The sequence below is a fragment of the Polaribacter sp. NJDZ03 genome (genome assembly GCF_019263805.1).
Taxonomy (GTDB): Bacteria; Bacteroidota; Bacteroidia; order Flavobacteriales; family Flavobacteriaceae; genus Polaribacter.
Genome location: NZ_CP079195.1, coordinates 3594867 through 3609103 on the forward strand (window position 1 = coordinate 3594867; position 14237 = coordinate 3609103).

Annotated in this window: 13 protein-coding genes and 1 other RNA gene; 6 read left to right on the top strand and 8 right to left on the bottom strand. The window is 28.7% G+C overall.

Translation table 11 applies throughout. From position 1 onward, the window contains the following. Positions 1-215 precede the first annotated feature (215 nt). Genes KV700_RS15250 through KV700_RS15265 form a run of 4 tightly spaced genes read right to left on the bottom strand, consistent with a single transcriptional unit; the run spans position 216 to position 6597 of the window. Entirely contained in the window at positions 216-1028 is an 813-nt protein-coding gene (locus tag KV700_RS15250; protein WP_218598409.1) for a hypothetical protein, read from the bottom strand. Further along, a complete protein-coding gene (locus KV700_RS15255) occupies positions 1018-1734 on the bottom strand; it encodes a hypothetical protein (RefSeq protein WP_166382550.1) in 717 nt (238 codons plus the stop codon). The genes KV700_RS15250 and KV700_RS15255 overlap by 11 nt, the downstream gene beginning before the upstream one ends. Before the next feature lie 40 nt (positions 1735-1774). Then, positions 1775-3538, bottom strand: a complete 1764-nt coding sequence (locus KV700_RS15260; protein ID WP_218598410.1) for a hypothetical protein — start codon at positions 3536-3538, stop codon at positions 1775-1777. Then, complete coding sequence (locus tag KV700_RS15265; RefSeq protein ID WP_218598411.1) at positions 3538-6597, bottom strand: tetratricopeptide repeat protein; 3060 nt, start codon at positions 6595-6597, stop codon at positions 3538-3540. The genes KV700_RS15260 and KV700_RS15265 overlap by 1 nt, the downstream gene beginning before the upstream one ends. Positions 6598-6759: 162 nt before the next feature. On the opposite strand from KV700_RS15265, the gene KV700_RS15270 reads away from it, so the two are divergent. From KV700_RS15270 to KV700_RS15280, 3 genes are read left to right on the top strand one after another with little or no spacing between them, the layout of a single operon-like run. Continuing rightward, positions 6760-7446, top strand: coding sequence for a cell division ATP-binding protein FtsE (locus KV700_RS15270; protein ID WP_166382556.1), 687 nt, complete (start codon positions 6760-6762; stop codon positions 7444-7446). Continuing rightward, on the top strand, positions 7446-8324 hold the full coding sequence (locus tag KV700_RS15275) for a glycosyltransferase (RefSeq protein WP_302849982.1): 879 nt from the start codon (positions 7446-7448) through the stop codon (positions 8322-8324). The genes KV700_RS15270 and KV700_RS15275 overlap by 1 nt, the downstream gene beginning before the upstream one ends. Continuing rightward, positions 8317-9129 carry a 2OG-Fe(II) oxygenase gene (locus KV700_RS15280; RefSeq protein WP_218598413.1) on the top strand — a complete coding sequence of 271 codons (813 nt, stop codon included), beginning with the start codon at positions 8317-8319 and terminating at the stop codon, positions 9127-9129. Before KV700_RS15275 ends, KV700_RS15280 begins: the two co-directional genes overlap by 8 nt. Here the strand turns inward: KV700_RS15280 and KV700_RS15285 are convergent, their stop codons facing one another. Continuing rightward, positions 9130-10215, bottom strand: a complete 1086-nt coding sequence (locus tag KV700_RS15285; protein WP_218598414.1) for a glycosyltransferase — start codon at positions 10213-10215, stop codon at positions 9130-9132. Positions 10216-10317: 102 nt separating this feature from the next. Next, positions 10318-10711: a transfer-messenger RNA gene (gene ssrA / locus KV700_RS15290) on the bottom strand. A 223-nt stretch (positions 10712-10934) separates the two neighbouring features. On the opposite strand from ssrA, the gene KV700_RS15295 reads away from it, so the two are divergent. The 3 genes from KV700_RS15295 to KV700_RS15310 all read left to right on the top strand — a co-directional run bounded on the left by KV700_RS15295 (position 10935) and on the right by KV700_RS15310 (position 13386). Beyond that, positions 10935-12140, top strand: coding sequence for an NAD(P)-dependent oxidoreductase (locus KV700_RS15295; protein ID WP_218598415.1), 1206 nt, complete (start codon positions 10935-10937; stop codon positions 12138-12140). 89 nt (positions 12141-12229) lie between these two features. Further along, positions 12230-12454, top strand: a complete 225-nt coding sequence (locus KV700_RS15300; RefSeq protein WP_218598416.1) for a DUF3820 family protein — start codon at positions 12230-12232, stop codon at positions 12452-12454. Positions 12455-13158: 704 nt separating this feature from the next. Continuing rightward, complete coding sequence (locus KV700_RS15310) at positions 13159-13386, top strand: hypothetical protein (RefSeq protein ID WP_218598417.1); 228 nt, start codon at positions 13159-13161, stop codon at positions 13384-13386. Between the two features lie 69 nt (positions 13387-13455). Here KV700_RS15310 and KV700_RS15315 read toward each other — a convergent pair whose 3' ends face one another. Together KV700_RS15315 and KV700_RS15320 are read right to left on the bottom strand one after the other, a co-directional pair. After that, positions 13456-13899 carry a hypothetical protein gene (locus KV700_RS15315; protein ID WP_218598418.1) on the bottom strand — a complete coding sequence of 148 codons (444 nt, stop codon included), beginning with the start codon at positions 13897-13899 and terminating at the stop codon, positions 13456-13458. A gap of 53 nt (positions 13900-13952) precedes the next feature. Continuing rightward, entirely contained in the window at positions 13953-14162 is a 210-nt protein-coding gene (locus KV700_RS15320) for a lipopolysaccharide assembly protein LapA domain-containing protein (protein ID WP_166382574.1), read from the bottom strand. Between the last annotated feature and the right edge of the window lie 75 nt (positions 14163-14237).

Sequence of the window (14237 nt, forward strand, 5' to 3'; positions counted from 1 at the left end):
AGAGTTTGTTGTTAAATAAATGAAACCTACATTAATTTCTAACACCCTTTTTTATCCTATCTATTTTTATTCGGATGAAAATTGAACATTATCCACTGTTTTTTTAATTATCTATTACAAAATATTAGTAAGATTGATGATAAAAATTAGAGTAGTCATTTTTCATATTTGTAAAATCATTTAATTTTATAAAGCTACAAAAATGAAATGACTCTTTATTTAACCTGAAAATGAATATGATCATCATGTCTAACAGCACCACAACCATGAAATCTAATTTTAGAATTACGGATGTTAAACCTGTTTTTAAGATGAGGTTCTATAAAAATTTTGCTAATAGCATCTTCTTTTAAGATGTGTATCATAAGATTTTTGGTTGCTTTTTCTGAGATTTTTAAAGTTGAATTGAAGCTTCCAAGAGTAGCGTATTTGGTGAAATCATATTGCCAATAACCTCTTTTCTTACAAATATTGGTTTGATTAATCTCATTCTTTAAAGATTTTACAAAGATTCCGTAACCACTATTTGATGGTTTTAAATTAGATATGATTCCTTTTTTAGTTTGATATATAAAAGAAATATCAATCTTTTTACCATCATTATGACTTAAATGGGGAAGTAGCGGAAAGCCATCAAAAAAAGGGAAATTTGCATCTAAATACACCACTTTTGGAGTAGGCGATTCAATCTTCATTTTTAAAGAAACAGCAGTTAACACTTCTTGTAGTTTAGGTGTAACGTAATTTCTATTAAAGAGTTTGGTAATAAAGTTATGTGCCTCTAAGTTTTTATTGTTTTCAATTTTAACACGTCCAAATAATGGTGCAACTTTAGGAACTATTAAAAAGGATGTTATGAAATATAAGGTGATGAAAACAAATGTTCTTTTCAATTTATATTTTGATACTTTATAAGAAACTAGTAAAAATGTAATTACATATACTATGCCACCAATTTGAGTTGTTGCAGTTAAAAATATAAAAATTAATAGATGTAATACTCCTTTAAATAAATATTTAATTTTCATTTAGAATTTTACGAGCCTCAGAAAGTATGCTTCTATGTTTTCTGGCATTTACGTTTGTCATTGCATTTATTTCTGTAGTAACTTCCGTTAAAATTTCTTTAGCAGCTTCTTTTTTATCATTTCTAATTAAGAATTTTGACAGTTCAAGTCTTTCAGGGTAATGAGAATATCTAATGTCAATTTTTCTTAATTGAATTTCTGCTAATTCTAATTCACCTTTTTGCTCTAGCGCTAAACCATAAAAAAAGATGGTTTCTTTAAAGTTTTTTTCAATGTTTATTTTCGGAGCGTAAGCAATAACCTTGTCGTAATTTTGAACGTTATAATAACAAATAATGAGTTTATTTATGGTATGTGGGTCGTCTTTAAAGTTACTTGCTAGCGCATTTTCGTAGTGATCAATTGCTTTTAGGTACTCTTTGTTTTGTGCATACGCATCTGCTAAATTAATCTTGTTTTGAAATGTGTTAGAAAATTTTAATGCTGTTTCTAGCTCTTTAATTTTTTTAGTAGGGTTAATTATAGTGGTAATTTCTTCTGTAATTTGTGTAACGTCTGTTTTATTTATTACTTGTGTTAAAAGATAAATAATACAACCAATTACTGGAACAAAAAATATTATAAAATACCAATACATATTGTTTCTATTCTTATAGGCGTGGTATGCACAATAAATTTGAAGTCCAATAATTAAGTAATATAACATAAAATAAGTTTAGTAAAAAGGTTGTTTTTATACCCGTTTTTTAAAAATCGAACTTATAGGTTAACCCTCCAAGTATTTGAGCTCCTTGTGTATTAAAGTTTGCAAAACGTTGGTATTTTGTATTTAATACATTATTTAACTTTAGAAAAGCAGAAAACTTATCGTTAAAATGATACCCTCCGTTTAGGTTTACATCCGCAAAAGAATTTATAGATTCTGTACCGCTTAAACTAGCTGGATATTGGTTACTATATAATGCATCTTTTCTCTCGCTTACAAAGAAAATATTAGCACCTGCAAACCATTTTGTTGCTTTGTATTTGGCAGAAATACTTCCTTCTACAGAAGGTAAGTTCCAAGCCTCTTCTGCATTTTTTAACTTGTAGTTGTTGTATATTCCCTGTAATCCGAAGGATAAATTTTTAGAATACTCATATTCTAGTTCTGTAAATAAAGAATTGGTTTTTACATCATCATAAGACACGTTAAAAGAATTTCCGTATTCATAACCGTTTAAATCCATGCTATTGAAAGCAGTATTAGTTCCATCAGATTTAGAATTGTTTCTTATAAACAAAGGTTTGTCTTCTTCTGATTTAAAACTGGCCTTTACGTTAAAACTTAAATCGTCTATAATTAAACCTTTAAGACCAAAAAAGAGATTCGATTTTTCTAACGTTTGGGTTATAAAAAGTGTTGGTGAAACGTAAGGATTTTCCTCTGTAAAATTTTTGTAGCTATTGGTATGTAAATCACCAGTAAAACCACCATAAATGTTTAAATAATTGTCCATTATTGGTCCTTCTACAAAAATATCTGGTAATATAAAAAAGTTATTAGCGCTGTTTTCTGAATCAAAAGAAGCAATTAGTTTTAAGCCCGTTTTTATAGAAAAACCTTCATATTCTATTTTATATTGAGGATTTATGTTGATGGTAGATGTTCCGTATTTTAAAGAATTAGAGTTGCTATAATCGTTTTTAAATTCTCCTTGTAAAAACTCAATACTTGTTGCTAGAGAAAGGTCATTTAAATTTGATCCTATAAAATCTAAAGGCAGATTCAATTTTGCATCAAATTTAACTAAGGTTTCCTTGCTTTTATAACTATCTGTAAAATTGGCAATGTTTATTTTTCCGGAATCAATATAGGAATCCTCAAAAGTAAACTCACCAATTAAGTCGAAATAATTATATACTTGCTCTTCGTTAATAGCAGAAATTGTTGGATCAGTATAATTAAGGTCGGGTAAGCCATACCAATTATAAAGATTTCTTTCAGAATTTAAAGTTACTTTCCAATCGAAATAGCGCTCTTCTTGTTTGTAAAATGCCCCAATATTAAAGTTAGAAAAATTACTGTTAAGTACGGTATTACTTACATTGTCTAGAGATGCTAAATACTTGGCATTAAAACCAAACTCGTTTTTAAAACTGGTACTATATTTTAGATACGCTTCTAAATATGGAGTTGTATAATTACCAAAACCAGCAGCTAAATAGTTGTTGTAAATTCTTTCTTTAACGCCCACATCAATGCCTTTTACAACACCACTTTTAGGGATAAAAGTAGAGGCAACTGGAGCAGAAAAAATAGTGTATTCTAGTTTTTTCTTCTCACTTTTTTTAAGCAATTCTATTTTTGGGTTTTTATTAATTTTTTTGGCATCAGAAATTTTAGGATTGTATTTTGTAACAATATTTACAACTTCTGTTTTTACGGTGTCTATAGCCTGATCCTTTTTTTGAGCGTTTAAACTTAAAAATGAGAAACAAACGAGAAATAATGTGAAACCTTTTTTCATTATTTTTTATTATTTTTAATAGTATTATCCTCTTTAATAGGAGTTACAGAGTTATTAGTTTTGGCTTCGTTTTCTTTTATTTTTCTGAGCTCTTTTTTAGCCTCTTCAACAATATCTTCAAATTGAGTAAAGTTTTTAATAATGTTTTCTAAAACAAAAGTAGCTTGATATACATCTTTTAAACCATAATAATTTTTACCCATTATAATATAACTTTTTACAGCCCAATATTTATAAGAAGAGTAATTGGCAATTAAATTCTGAACCGTTTTATTAGAGTCTAGGTATTCTTCTTGCTGATTTTTAAAGAAAGCATTATAAAATAATGCTTCTGCTTTTAATTCTCCAGAAGCTTTAGTTTCTACTTCTGTATAATATTCTTCTGCAGTGTAGAAATCTTCGTTTTTAAAAGAAGCGCGTGCAATTATTATTTTAGCATCGTTTTCTAGTTGGCTATTTAACTTCTCTTTTGCAAGAACTTTTTTCGCATATTCTATAGCCTGCCCGTAAGCTGCTGTTTCATAATAGCCTTTCATTAGATTACTTTGGGCAAATAAAACATTTTCTGCAGTATAGGCCTCTAACTCTAATCTGTCTAAAATTTGTATGGCATTTTCAAACTCATCTCTTTCAAGAAATATTTGTGCTAATTTAGCAAGAGAATCTTCACTATATTCATTTTGTCCTTCTTCTAAAACATTTTGATAATAGGCAATGGCCTTGTTAAATGCTTTTTCTTTAAATAAGATATCTGCCAAGTAATAATTAGCCTTTAGCTTATGAATTCCTTCAGGAAAAGAAAGCGTATATTTAGAAAGTGCGGCAATAATTTCATTTCCTTCTTTAGCTTCAAAATATTTCTTTTCAGCCACAGCAAAGGTGGTATTATCTAAATCTGAATCTGTAACATTGATAAATTTTAAGCCAGATATCCAATTTACATAATCGTTTAAATTGCCATTATCAATATAAATATTTCTAGCATTTGCAACTGCTTCAAAAGCATCTGGAGAATTTGGGAACTGACTGGTTGTTTGTTTAAATTTTTCCAATGCTTTTTTACTCTCATTTTCACTATAATACAACAATCCCTGACGGACTAATGCCTTTGGTAGAAAAATACTATTTGGGTGTTTTTCTATTAACCTATTGTAGGCATTATGTGCATTGTTATTCTCTTTTATGATGGTGTATGTATTTGCTAGTTGAAATAAGGCATCGTCTTTTAAATTTGAAACTTGGTATTTATTTACCACATTGGTAAGCGCTGTAATTTTTGCTTGGTTGTCTTCTATAAAACCATAACTCATACCAATTTGATACTGCGCATAATCTGCTTCTGCACCATAGGTATTAACAACGGTAGTATAAGCATTAATGGCATTTCTATATTTTCTTAGTGCAAAGTAACTATCTCCCAAACGAATGTAGGCATCGTCTTTAATATCTTTTTCTATAGAACCTTTTTTTAAGAAATTTTCGAAAGAAATGGCAGCACTAGCATATTGTTTTAATGTAAAATTACTGTACCCTATATTGTAGTCAATTAGTTTAAAATCTTCTCCTGTTGATTTTAACTCATTTTTTAAAGCGGTAAATTTAGCAAGAGCTTCTTCTGGGCTTTCTAATTGATATAAGGTTTCTGCTTCCCAATATTTAGATTTTTCTCTAATAGATACGTCTGTTGCTTTTTTACCTGCTACAAATAAAGGCAATGCTTCTTGTAATTTTTGATCATTAAATAATTGAATACCTCTATACAGAGAAACTTCAGAAATTAATGAATTATTTTTCTCAGTTTTCTTTTTATTTAAAAACTCTAAAGCTCCTTTAAAGTCTTGTTGATGTAAAAAAGAAGAAACTACTAAGTCGTTAATTTCTTCATAAGCTACAGATTTTGGGTATTCTTTTAAATACTCTTGTAAAACTTCTGCAACACTTTTAAAAGGGTTACCTGCTTCGTAACTTAATTTAGCATAATTTAAAGCAGCATCTTCTTTAATTTTTCTGTCAAAATCCATTTCAGAAGCCGTTTTAAACGCATTTAAAGCCTCTGTCTTTTTTTCTAAATTAAGATAACATTCACCTAAATGATAATAGGCATTTTGAGAAACAAAGTTTTTTTCATCAATAATTTTATTAAAATTACTAATCGCATTTTCAAAATCGTTTTGTTTGTAATAGGCATATCCTAATTGATAAAAATCGGTGTTATTCCATTTTCCTTTTTTACCAGTATATGCTTTTAAATACGGAATTGCTTCGCTGTATTTTTCTAAATTAAAATAACTCTCACCAATTATTTTAGAAATCTCCGATCTATCTTTTTTCTTAAAAGTATTAATTAGTTGTTTACCAACGGTAATACAACGTTCAAATTTACCTGCTTGAAAACTAATGTCTAATAAATAGTAAGAAATTTCTACACGATAGGTTTCGTTGTCTGCAATTTCTTTAAATGTAGATTCTGCAACACCATAATCTTCTAATTTATAAGCAATGTAGCCATAATAATATCTAGAATCATTTCCGTATTTGGCGTCATTAATTAAAGGTAGAAATTTATCTTTTGCCAAAGGTAAATTGTTGCTCACTACATAAGAGTATCCCATTTTAAAATTGAGTTCTTTTTTATCTTCTTTAGATAGATAACTAACGTCTACTTTATTGTACCACTTAAGTGCGTAAGCTGCTTTTTTATTGGCAAAGTAATAATTTGCAACTGCAAATATTGCTGTATTTTTTTTACTACTATTAGGGTTTTCTTCAATAAAAGTTAGTACTTTTTTATCTGCATCTGGCTGCTTTAATCGAACAGCACACATGGCATCATAATAAGCAGCATCTGCTTTTAAGTTAGAGGCTGTAGTTGCCGTTTTGTTTATCGCTATAAAACTTATTTGTGCAGCAGCATAAGCTTTATCGTTAAATAATTTTATAGCATTATTGTAATCTGTTAAAGGATTCGTTTCTACAATTGTTTGCTGACTAAAACCAACAAAAACAATAAGAAAAAAGAAACATGTAATAAAACGTTTTTTTATAAAAACAAACTTCATATAATTATTTTTGATACCTAGAATGAATAACGAACTTATTTTAATTTTGTTTGATGTTAGAAGAAAATATTTCAAAAATATTTTAATTCAAAAATAAGAATTGTTTATAATTCATAGTATAAAATCGTTCAAAACTTTTAAGTTTGTAAAAACAAGTTTTTTATGGAAAAACCAGTCTTATTTTTAGAGAACGCAGATATTTATCAAAGAGAAAATTTGGTACTTTCTAACGTGAATTTATCAATACAAAAAGGAGAGTTTTATTATTTAATTGGTAAAACAGGAAGCGGGAAAAGTAGTTTAATGAAAACCCTATATGGCGATTTAAAACTACAAAAAGGCGCCGGTAGTATTGTAGACTTCGATTTAAAAGAAATAAAAGAAAAAGAAATTCCTTTTTTAAGACGAAAAATAGGAATTGTTTTTCAAGATTTTAAATTGTTAAGTGATAGAACTATTTTTGGTAACCTAGAGTTTGTTTTAAAAGCTACAGGTTGGAAAGATAAAGTTAAGATTGAAGAAAAAATTAACGAGGTTTTAGATAAAGTAGGGATGAAATCTCAAGCTTATAAGAAAACCTACGAGCTTTCTGGAGGAGAACAACAAAGAGTTGCTATTGCAAGAGCGTTATTAAATGATCCAGAATTAATTTTAGCAGATGAGCCAACAGGTAATTTAGATCCAAAAACTTCTTTAGAAGTGATGGAACTTTTAAATGAAATTCATAAAAGTGGAAAAACCATATTAATGGCAACTCATGATTATCAGTTAATTGTAAAATTTAAGCAAAAAACCTTAAAATGTGAAGGAGGAGAGTTGTTTGAAGTAGCTCAGAAAGCCACAATCTAATGCTATCTGTTCTTATACCGACATATAATTACAATACTTTTTTTTTGGTGAAAGAAATGCATCAACAATTAATTTTAGAAGACATACCGTTTGAAATTATTTGTTTAGATGATGGATCTAAGTCACCTTTAAATATACAAAATAACGACATAAATAAACTTTCTTTCTCTAGTTTTAAAAGCCTAGAAAAGAATATAGGTAGAAGTGCCATTAGAAATTTATTAGCAAAAAAAGCAATGTATAATTGGCTATTGTTTTTAGATGCCGATGTTGTTCCTGCAAAATCTAACTTTATAAAAAAATATTTAAATTGTTTCAAAAAAGATAGAACTGTTTTTTGTGGAGGCTTGTTATATGAAGATAAAAAAGAAAATTTTAGATTATTACGTTATAAATATGGGAAAAAACATGAAGAAATTTCTTTAGAAAAACGGTTAGAAAACCCAGAAAAGTTTTTTTTTACCTCAAATTTTTTAATTCAAAAATCAGTTTTTGATTCTGTAACTTTCGAAGAAAAATTAACAGAGTACGGTAGAGAAGATTTGTTGTTTTCTTTAGCGTTGATAAAAAAAGGATATAAAATTGAACATATAAGTAATGAGGTGTATCATTTGGGTTTAGATAAAAATGATTTGTTTGTTTCTAAAACAAAAAAAGCGATGGAAAACCTTGTCTTTATTGATAAACAAACTTTAATTGATACAAAAGAAATGCCTTTATTAGAGCTGGTAAGAAAAATAGCAATCCTAAGAATGACGAGAGTAGTTGGTGTATTTTATCTTTTGTTTGAAAAATTAGCCATTAAAAAATCTTCCGTTTTTTTCTTAAATTGTATGAAAGTAAGCTACCTGTGTCATTTAAAATTGAAACATGAATAGAACTGAAATAGCCCGTTTAATTTGCATTAAATTAATTACAAATAAAGAAGTTTTAAAAATTCAGTTTTTAAAATCTAAAAATACTATTGGTTATTTTTTTATAGATGATTTGTTGCCTAAAGAGCTAGCGACAGAAATTTACAATAAATTTCCTACAACCAAGGAAGCTGTTAGAAAAAAGAATTTAAGAGAGTTTAAATTTACAGCCTACCAAATGGATAATTACAATACTCTTTTAGAGGAAGTTATTTATGCATTTCAAGACAAAAGTGTGGTAGATTTAGTTGCCGAAATTTGTCAATTAGAAGAAGTCTATAGTGATAAAAACTTATATGCTGGCGGACTTTCTTTAATGGAAAAAGACAATTTTTTAAATCCGCACTTAGATAATTCTCATGATAAAGATAGAAATAGATGGCGCGTTTTAAACCTTTTGTATTATGTTACACCTAATTGGATGGCAGACAACGGAGGTAATTTAGAGATTTGGCCACAAGGATTACAAAAAGCAGCAACTACTATAGAAAGTAAATTTAATAGATTGGTTGTTATGACAACGCATCAAAATTCTTGGCACTCTGTAAGTAAAGTAGAAAAGGACGCTGTTAGATGCGGTGTTTCTAATTATTATTTTTCTAACAAACCTATTTTAGTTTCAGATACTTTTCATGTAACAACATTTAGAGGAAGATCTTCAGAAAAAATAAAAGATGTTTTCTTAATAATAGACAATAATTTACGCGCTAGTGTACGTAAGTTCTTTAAAAAAGGCATTAGAGAAAACCCGCATCAATACAAAAAATAACTATTTTAAATTATTAAAGATTGATAATAGTTTTTCTTCTTGCTTTTCCCAAACCAATTCTTCTTTAGTTTTCTTTAATTCTGTAGAGAAATCTTTTTCTAGTAACTTTTTAATTTGTGCAGCAAGTTCTTCTGGGTTTCTACTTTTAACAACTTCACCTACTTTATAATCTATTGCAATTTGCTTCATTTCTGGTAAATCCGAAACTAAAATAGGGACTTCGGCTTGTATATAATCAAATATTTTATTGGGTAAAGCAAACCTATAATTAAGGCCTAAATCTTCTTCTACACTAATACCTAAATTAGCTAAAGGAGTTAATGTATGTAGTTTTTCCGGAGAAATTTTACCTAAAAAATGAATTTTATCAGTTAAATTATTTTCATTTACTTTCTGTTTTAGTTCATCAGAAATATCACCATCACCAATAATAACTAAAATAGTATGGTCTAAAAACGGAATGGTATCAATCATCAGTTCTAAACCTCTACCTATATTAACCGCACCTTGGTATAGTATAATTTTTTCGCCTTTATAATTAAACGGAAATTTACCAAATGGTATCTTTTTTGCAGTAGGTAAATTTATGATTGTTTTAAAGTGAGTATTGTATTTTTTATTATAAAAATTAGCAATACTTCTACAAACCGTGTATGTGTTTTTTAGTTTTGGAAGTATCCAAGCTTCTAAATGAGACCAACATTTTTTAACAAAAGGTTTATGCACCAATTCTGGGATTTCAGGAAACAACTCGTGGCTATCATACACTATCTTTTTTCTTTGTAACACACTAACCAAATAGTTTGGTAGTAATGTATCTAAATCGTTAGACAGTAGAATGTCTTTCTTAGAAAAAAGTAATACAAAAAATAAGCGCAAATTATATTCCGCATAAAACAAAAAACCTTTATTACATATTAAACGAATTCTTTTGGTTGTGTAAGATCTGTTTAAAGGAATACTGTTTTTTAATTTTCTACCGATTAAAATAATTTCGAATCCATTTTTTTGCAACGTACAACAAACTTTATCTACACGTTGGTCTGTAGATAAATCATTAGTTACAGAAACGATTATTTTTTTCAATGTGTTAATTTAAATGTAATTTAGAACAAAAAAGGTAGTTCAATAAAATGTTCAAAATATAAATATAAAATAAAAACCTCCAAATTTGGAGGTTTTTATTTTTTGTGGAGACGCCGAGAATCGAACTCGGGTCCAAACGAGCAGCTAAAAAGCTTTCTACATACTTAGTTCTTTCTTGGTTTTCGACTAAAAGCTGATTAAGAACAATCTGCTTTTAACTTATCTTCTTTAGTTTCAAAAACCCGTCAAAGTACCAGGTTTTCTATATTTACTTTTACGATATCCAAAAGTGAAACGCCGTAAATCAGGGCTTTCCGTGGACATAAAGCTTGCACACCTAGTGTGCCGAGGCCAATCCTACTGTGATTCGGATTAAGCAGCTAAAGCGTAGTTATTCTCGCCGTTTAAAAAGTTGAAATTAGGTTTAACGAGTGTTATTTCATAACTCGGTATGCTTACAAATCCACTGTCCTCGCTGTCAAAACCAGTCGTCCCCGTTTTAATAGTTTGGGCGTTACCACACAAAAAAGTGTGGTCAGGCTTTCCGTTATATCTTTTTTAATTGAAAAAATTAAAAAAGGATGTCACTTCAATCCTTAACGCGGTTTGCAAAAGTATAAAAAATACTGTTGCTTATCACCATAAATTCTAATATCTTCGAGCAAATATTATACCAATTCTACTAAACTAGTTTTAGTAGGCCTAAAAACCTTAATATTATGAAGTTTGGCATTATCAAAGAACGTAAAAATCCACCAGATAGAAGAGTTGTTTTTTCACCAGAAAAGCTACAAGAGTTTAAAGAAAAGTATCCAGAAGCCTCGATTAAGGTGGAGTCTTCAGATATAAGAGTATTCTCGGATGCAGCTTATAAAGCAGCAGGATTAGAAGTTACTGAAAATGTGTCAGATTGCGATGTTTTGTTTGGCGTAAAAGAAGTGCCAATTAATGCATTAATCAATAATAAAAAATACTTTTTCTTTAGTCATACCATTAAGAAACAGCCTTATAATAGAGAGTTGTTATTGGCTATTTTAGAAAAAAATATAGAATTATACGATCATGAAACCATCGTAAAAGAAAACGGACTGCGTTTAATTGGTTTCGGTCGTTATGCGGGTATTGTAGGTGCTTACAATGGTTTTAGAGCCATTGGTTTAACAAACGAAACGTTTAACTTACCAAAAGCAGCAACTTTAGATAGCCAAAAAGAATTAATTGACGAACTAAAAAAAATAAAGTTACCAAACATAAAAATTCTTTTAACAGGAAACGGAAAAGTTGCTTACGGAGCAAAAGAAATGTTAGATGCTATGAGCATTAAAGAGGTTTCTGTAGATGAATATGTAAGTAACTCGTTTGATGAACCTGTGTATTGTTTGGCAGATGTGTTAGATTATAACAAACGGAAAGACGGACAAACACTAGATAATTTCGATTTTTACGATTACCCAGAAAAGTATGAATCTGATTTTATGCGTTTTGCAAAAGTGTCCGATTTCTTTATTGCCGGTCATTTTTACGGAAACGGAGCACCATATTTATTTACACGAGAAGATGCAAAAGCAAAAGAGTTTAATATAAAATTTGTGGCAGATATTTCTTGCGATGTAGATGGACCAGTGGCATCAACCTTAAAATCATCAACGATAGCAGATCCTATTTATGGATATAATGCACAGACAGAAACAGAAGTAGATTATAAAGAAAAAGATGCCATTGTTGTAATGGCTGTAGATAATTTACCTTGTGAGTTGCCAAAAGATGCAAGTGAAGGGTTTGGAGAAATGTTTTTAGAAAATGTAATTCCTGCTTTTTTCAATAATGATAAGGATGGTATTTTACAACGTGCAAAAATGACAGAAAACGGCAAGCTTACAGAACGTTTTTCTTATTTACAAGATTATGTGGATGGTGTTGAATAGGTTTAAAATTTAATATTTTAAGTCTTCAAATTGCAGATTTGAAGTGTATCCTAGAGCGCGGTTTAGTAGTTTAATTCTATTACAAAATAATGTTACAAGACAGACAATTTCTTATCGATTTAGCAAAAATGAAAATGCCTTTTGGAAAATACCAAGGCCGGTATTTAATTAATTTACCAGAACATTATATTGTTTGGTATAAAAACAAAGGGCTTCCTGCAGGTAAATTAGGGAAGCAAATGGAGTTGGTATATGAACTTCAACTAAACGGATTAGAAGATATTATTAGAAAAATTCAACAAGATTTTACTTAAAAAAAAATATATTTGTTAAGGAAACAGTCTCACTTCTACCGTTTTCTTAACAAATAATTGGATCTTAATCAATTATTAAATAACGAAATTTTTATAAAAACTGCTTCTATATTTTTTCTTTTCAGACTTATTTATGCAATAGTAATAATATTACAAAAAGCAACTTTTAAAATAGTGAAAGATAATAGCTATAAATACAAGTTTAAAAAGCTAATAAATTTTATAGGCTACCTTTTCTTTGTTTTCTGAATTTTATACATTTTTAATACAAAATTATCGGGTATTGGTACGGCTTTAGGTGTTGCTGGAGCTGGTATTGCATTTGCTTTGCAAGAAGTAATTGTAAGTATAGCTGGTTATGTAACCGTTTTTTCTAGCAATTTTTATAAAGTTGGAGATCGTATTAAGTTAGGTGTACAAAAGGAGATGTTATAGATATTGGTTTGCTAAGAACTACTTTAATGGAAATAGGAGACTGGGTAAATGGCGATTTATATAACGGAAAAATGGTAAGAGTTGCCAATAGTTTTATTTTTTAAGAACCTGTTTATAATTATTCTGGTGATTTTCTTTTTCTGTGGGATGAAATTACAATTCCTATAAAAACGAATGGCGATTATAAGTTTGCCAATGATACTTTTACCTGAATTTTAGAAGACGAGGTTGGTGATTTTGCAAAAACTTCTCAGGTTGCGTGGGATAAAATGATTGGAACTTATAGTATAGAAAATGCTAGAGTAACACCTATGGTTTCTATGACTTTTGATGAAAATTGGATTACTTTTACCTTAAGATATGTAGTAGATTATAAATCTAGAAGAGGTATTAAATCTATTTTATTTGATAAGATTTTAACAGCAATAAATGCATCCGAAGGAAAAATAGAAGTGGCTTCTGCAGGATTTGAAATTACTGCTTTTCCACAAAAATAATTAATAAATTTAATGTGTTTCTTAGTTTTCTTATGGAAAATGAATTGCATTTTACTGTTTAATACAATTTTAAAACTCAATTCTAGATTCAAACGGAAGTGACCATTTAGAAGCTCTGCCAATCGCAGGAGCTAGTGTTGCAAATATTGCTGTTTTCTTTAAGAAATGAGAACTTCTATTGGTTAATTTACCTAGTTTTAAAGTCATAGGAACTTCAAAAACTTCATTTTTAGATGTAACAGTTATCAGTTTTGTTTTTTTACCTAAATACTCATCTTTTCTATCTTTAGAGATGGGGATAACTTTGCTTTCATCCCAATTAGAAACCATAAGAGGAGCATCTAATTCTCCAGGAATTTCATAAACAAATAAATGCAAACAGTATTCCATTTTTAAATGTAAGTCAATATCATGGAATTCAATGTCTACTAAAATAGTAAAATCGTTATCGTTGTCATTAACAACGATAACCTCTGGAATAGAAACAAATTTTACAGATAAAATCTTTGCCATTATATTTTTATTTAGTTATTTATAGTAAGTAAAAAGTTATACGATTTTAATACTTAGAAAGAATTTGTTCTATTTTTTTTAAATTTAATAGACATTAAAACACCAACTAGAATACCTATAGAAAAGCTACCTAAAATAACTAATACTCTAGAAATAGATAGATTCCAGAATAAAAAATTGACATCTGTTGCTTCTGCATTTTGTATAGAAAAAATTACAATTAAGGCTATAAAAATTAAAGATAAAATATTTTTGTAGTTCATAAGATTAGAGTTTTAGACTCATATAAATAACACTAACAAAATTAAAAAGTCACTTTTAGTTTTTTTTGTTATGGT

Coding starts and splice junctions, on each gene's coding strand:
- KV700_RS15260 (WP_218598410.1), bottom strand. CDS start 3,538: ATGAAAAAAGGTTTCACATTATTTCTCGTTTGTTTCTCATTTTTAAGT.
- KV700_RS15255 (WP_166382550.1), bottom strand. CDS start 1,734: ATGTTATATTACTTAATTATTGGACTTCAAATTTATTGTGCATACCAC.
- KV700_RS15320 (WP_166382574.1), bottom strand. CDS start 14,162: ATGAACTACAAAAATATTTTATCTTTAATTTTTATAGCCTTAATTGTA.
- KV700_RS15275 (WP_302849982.1), top strand. CDS start 7,446: ATGCTATCTGTTCTTATACCGACATATAATTACAATACTTTTTTTTTG.
- KV700_RS15310 (WP_218598417.1), top strand. CDS start 13,159: ATGATTGGAACTTATAGTATAGAAAATGCTAGAGTAACACCTATGGTT.
- KV700_RS15295 (WP_218598415.1), top strand. CDS start 10,935: ATGAAGTTTGGCATTATCAAAGAACGTAAAAATCCACCAGATAGAAGA.
- KV700_RS15280 (WP_218598413.1), top strand. CDS start 8,317: ATGAATAGAACTGAAATAGCCCGTTTAATTTGCATTAAATTAATTACA.
- KV700_RS15300 (WP_218598416.1), top strand. CDS start 12,230: ATGTTACAAGACAGACAATTTCTTATCGATTTAGCAAAAATGAAAATG.
- KV700_RS15265 (WP_218598411.1), bottom strand. CDS start 6,597: ATGAAGTTTGTTTTTATAAAAAAACGTTTTATTACATGTTTCTTTTTT.
- KV700_RS15270 (WP_166382556.1), top strand. CDS start 6,760: ATGGAAAAACCAGTCTTATTTTTAGAGAACGCAGATATTTATCAAAGA.
- KV700_RS15315 (WP_218598418.1), bottom strand. CDS start 13,899: ATGGCAAAGATTTTATCTGTAAAATTTGTTTCTATTCCAGAGGTTATC.
- KV700_RS15250 (WP_218598409.1), bottom strand. CDS start 1,028: ATGAAAATTAAATATTTATTTAAAGGAGTATTACATCTATTAATTTTT.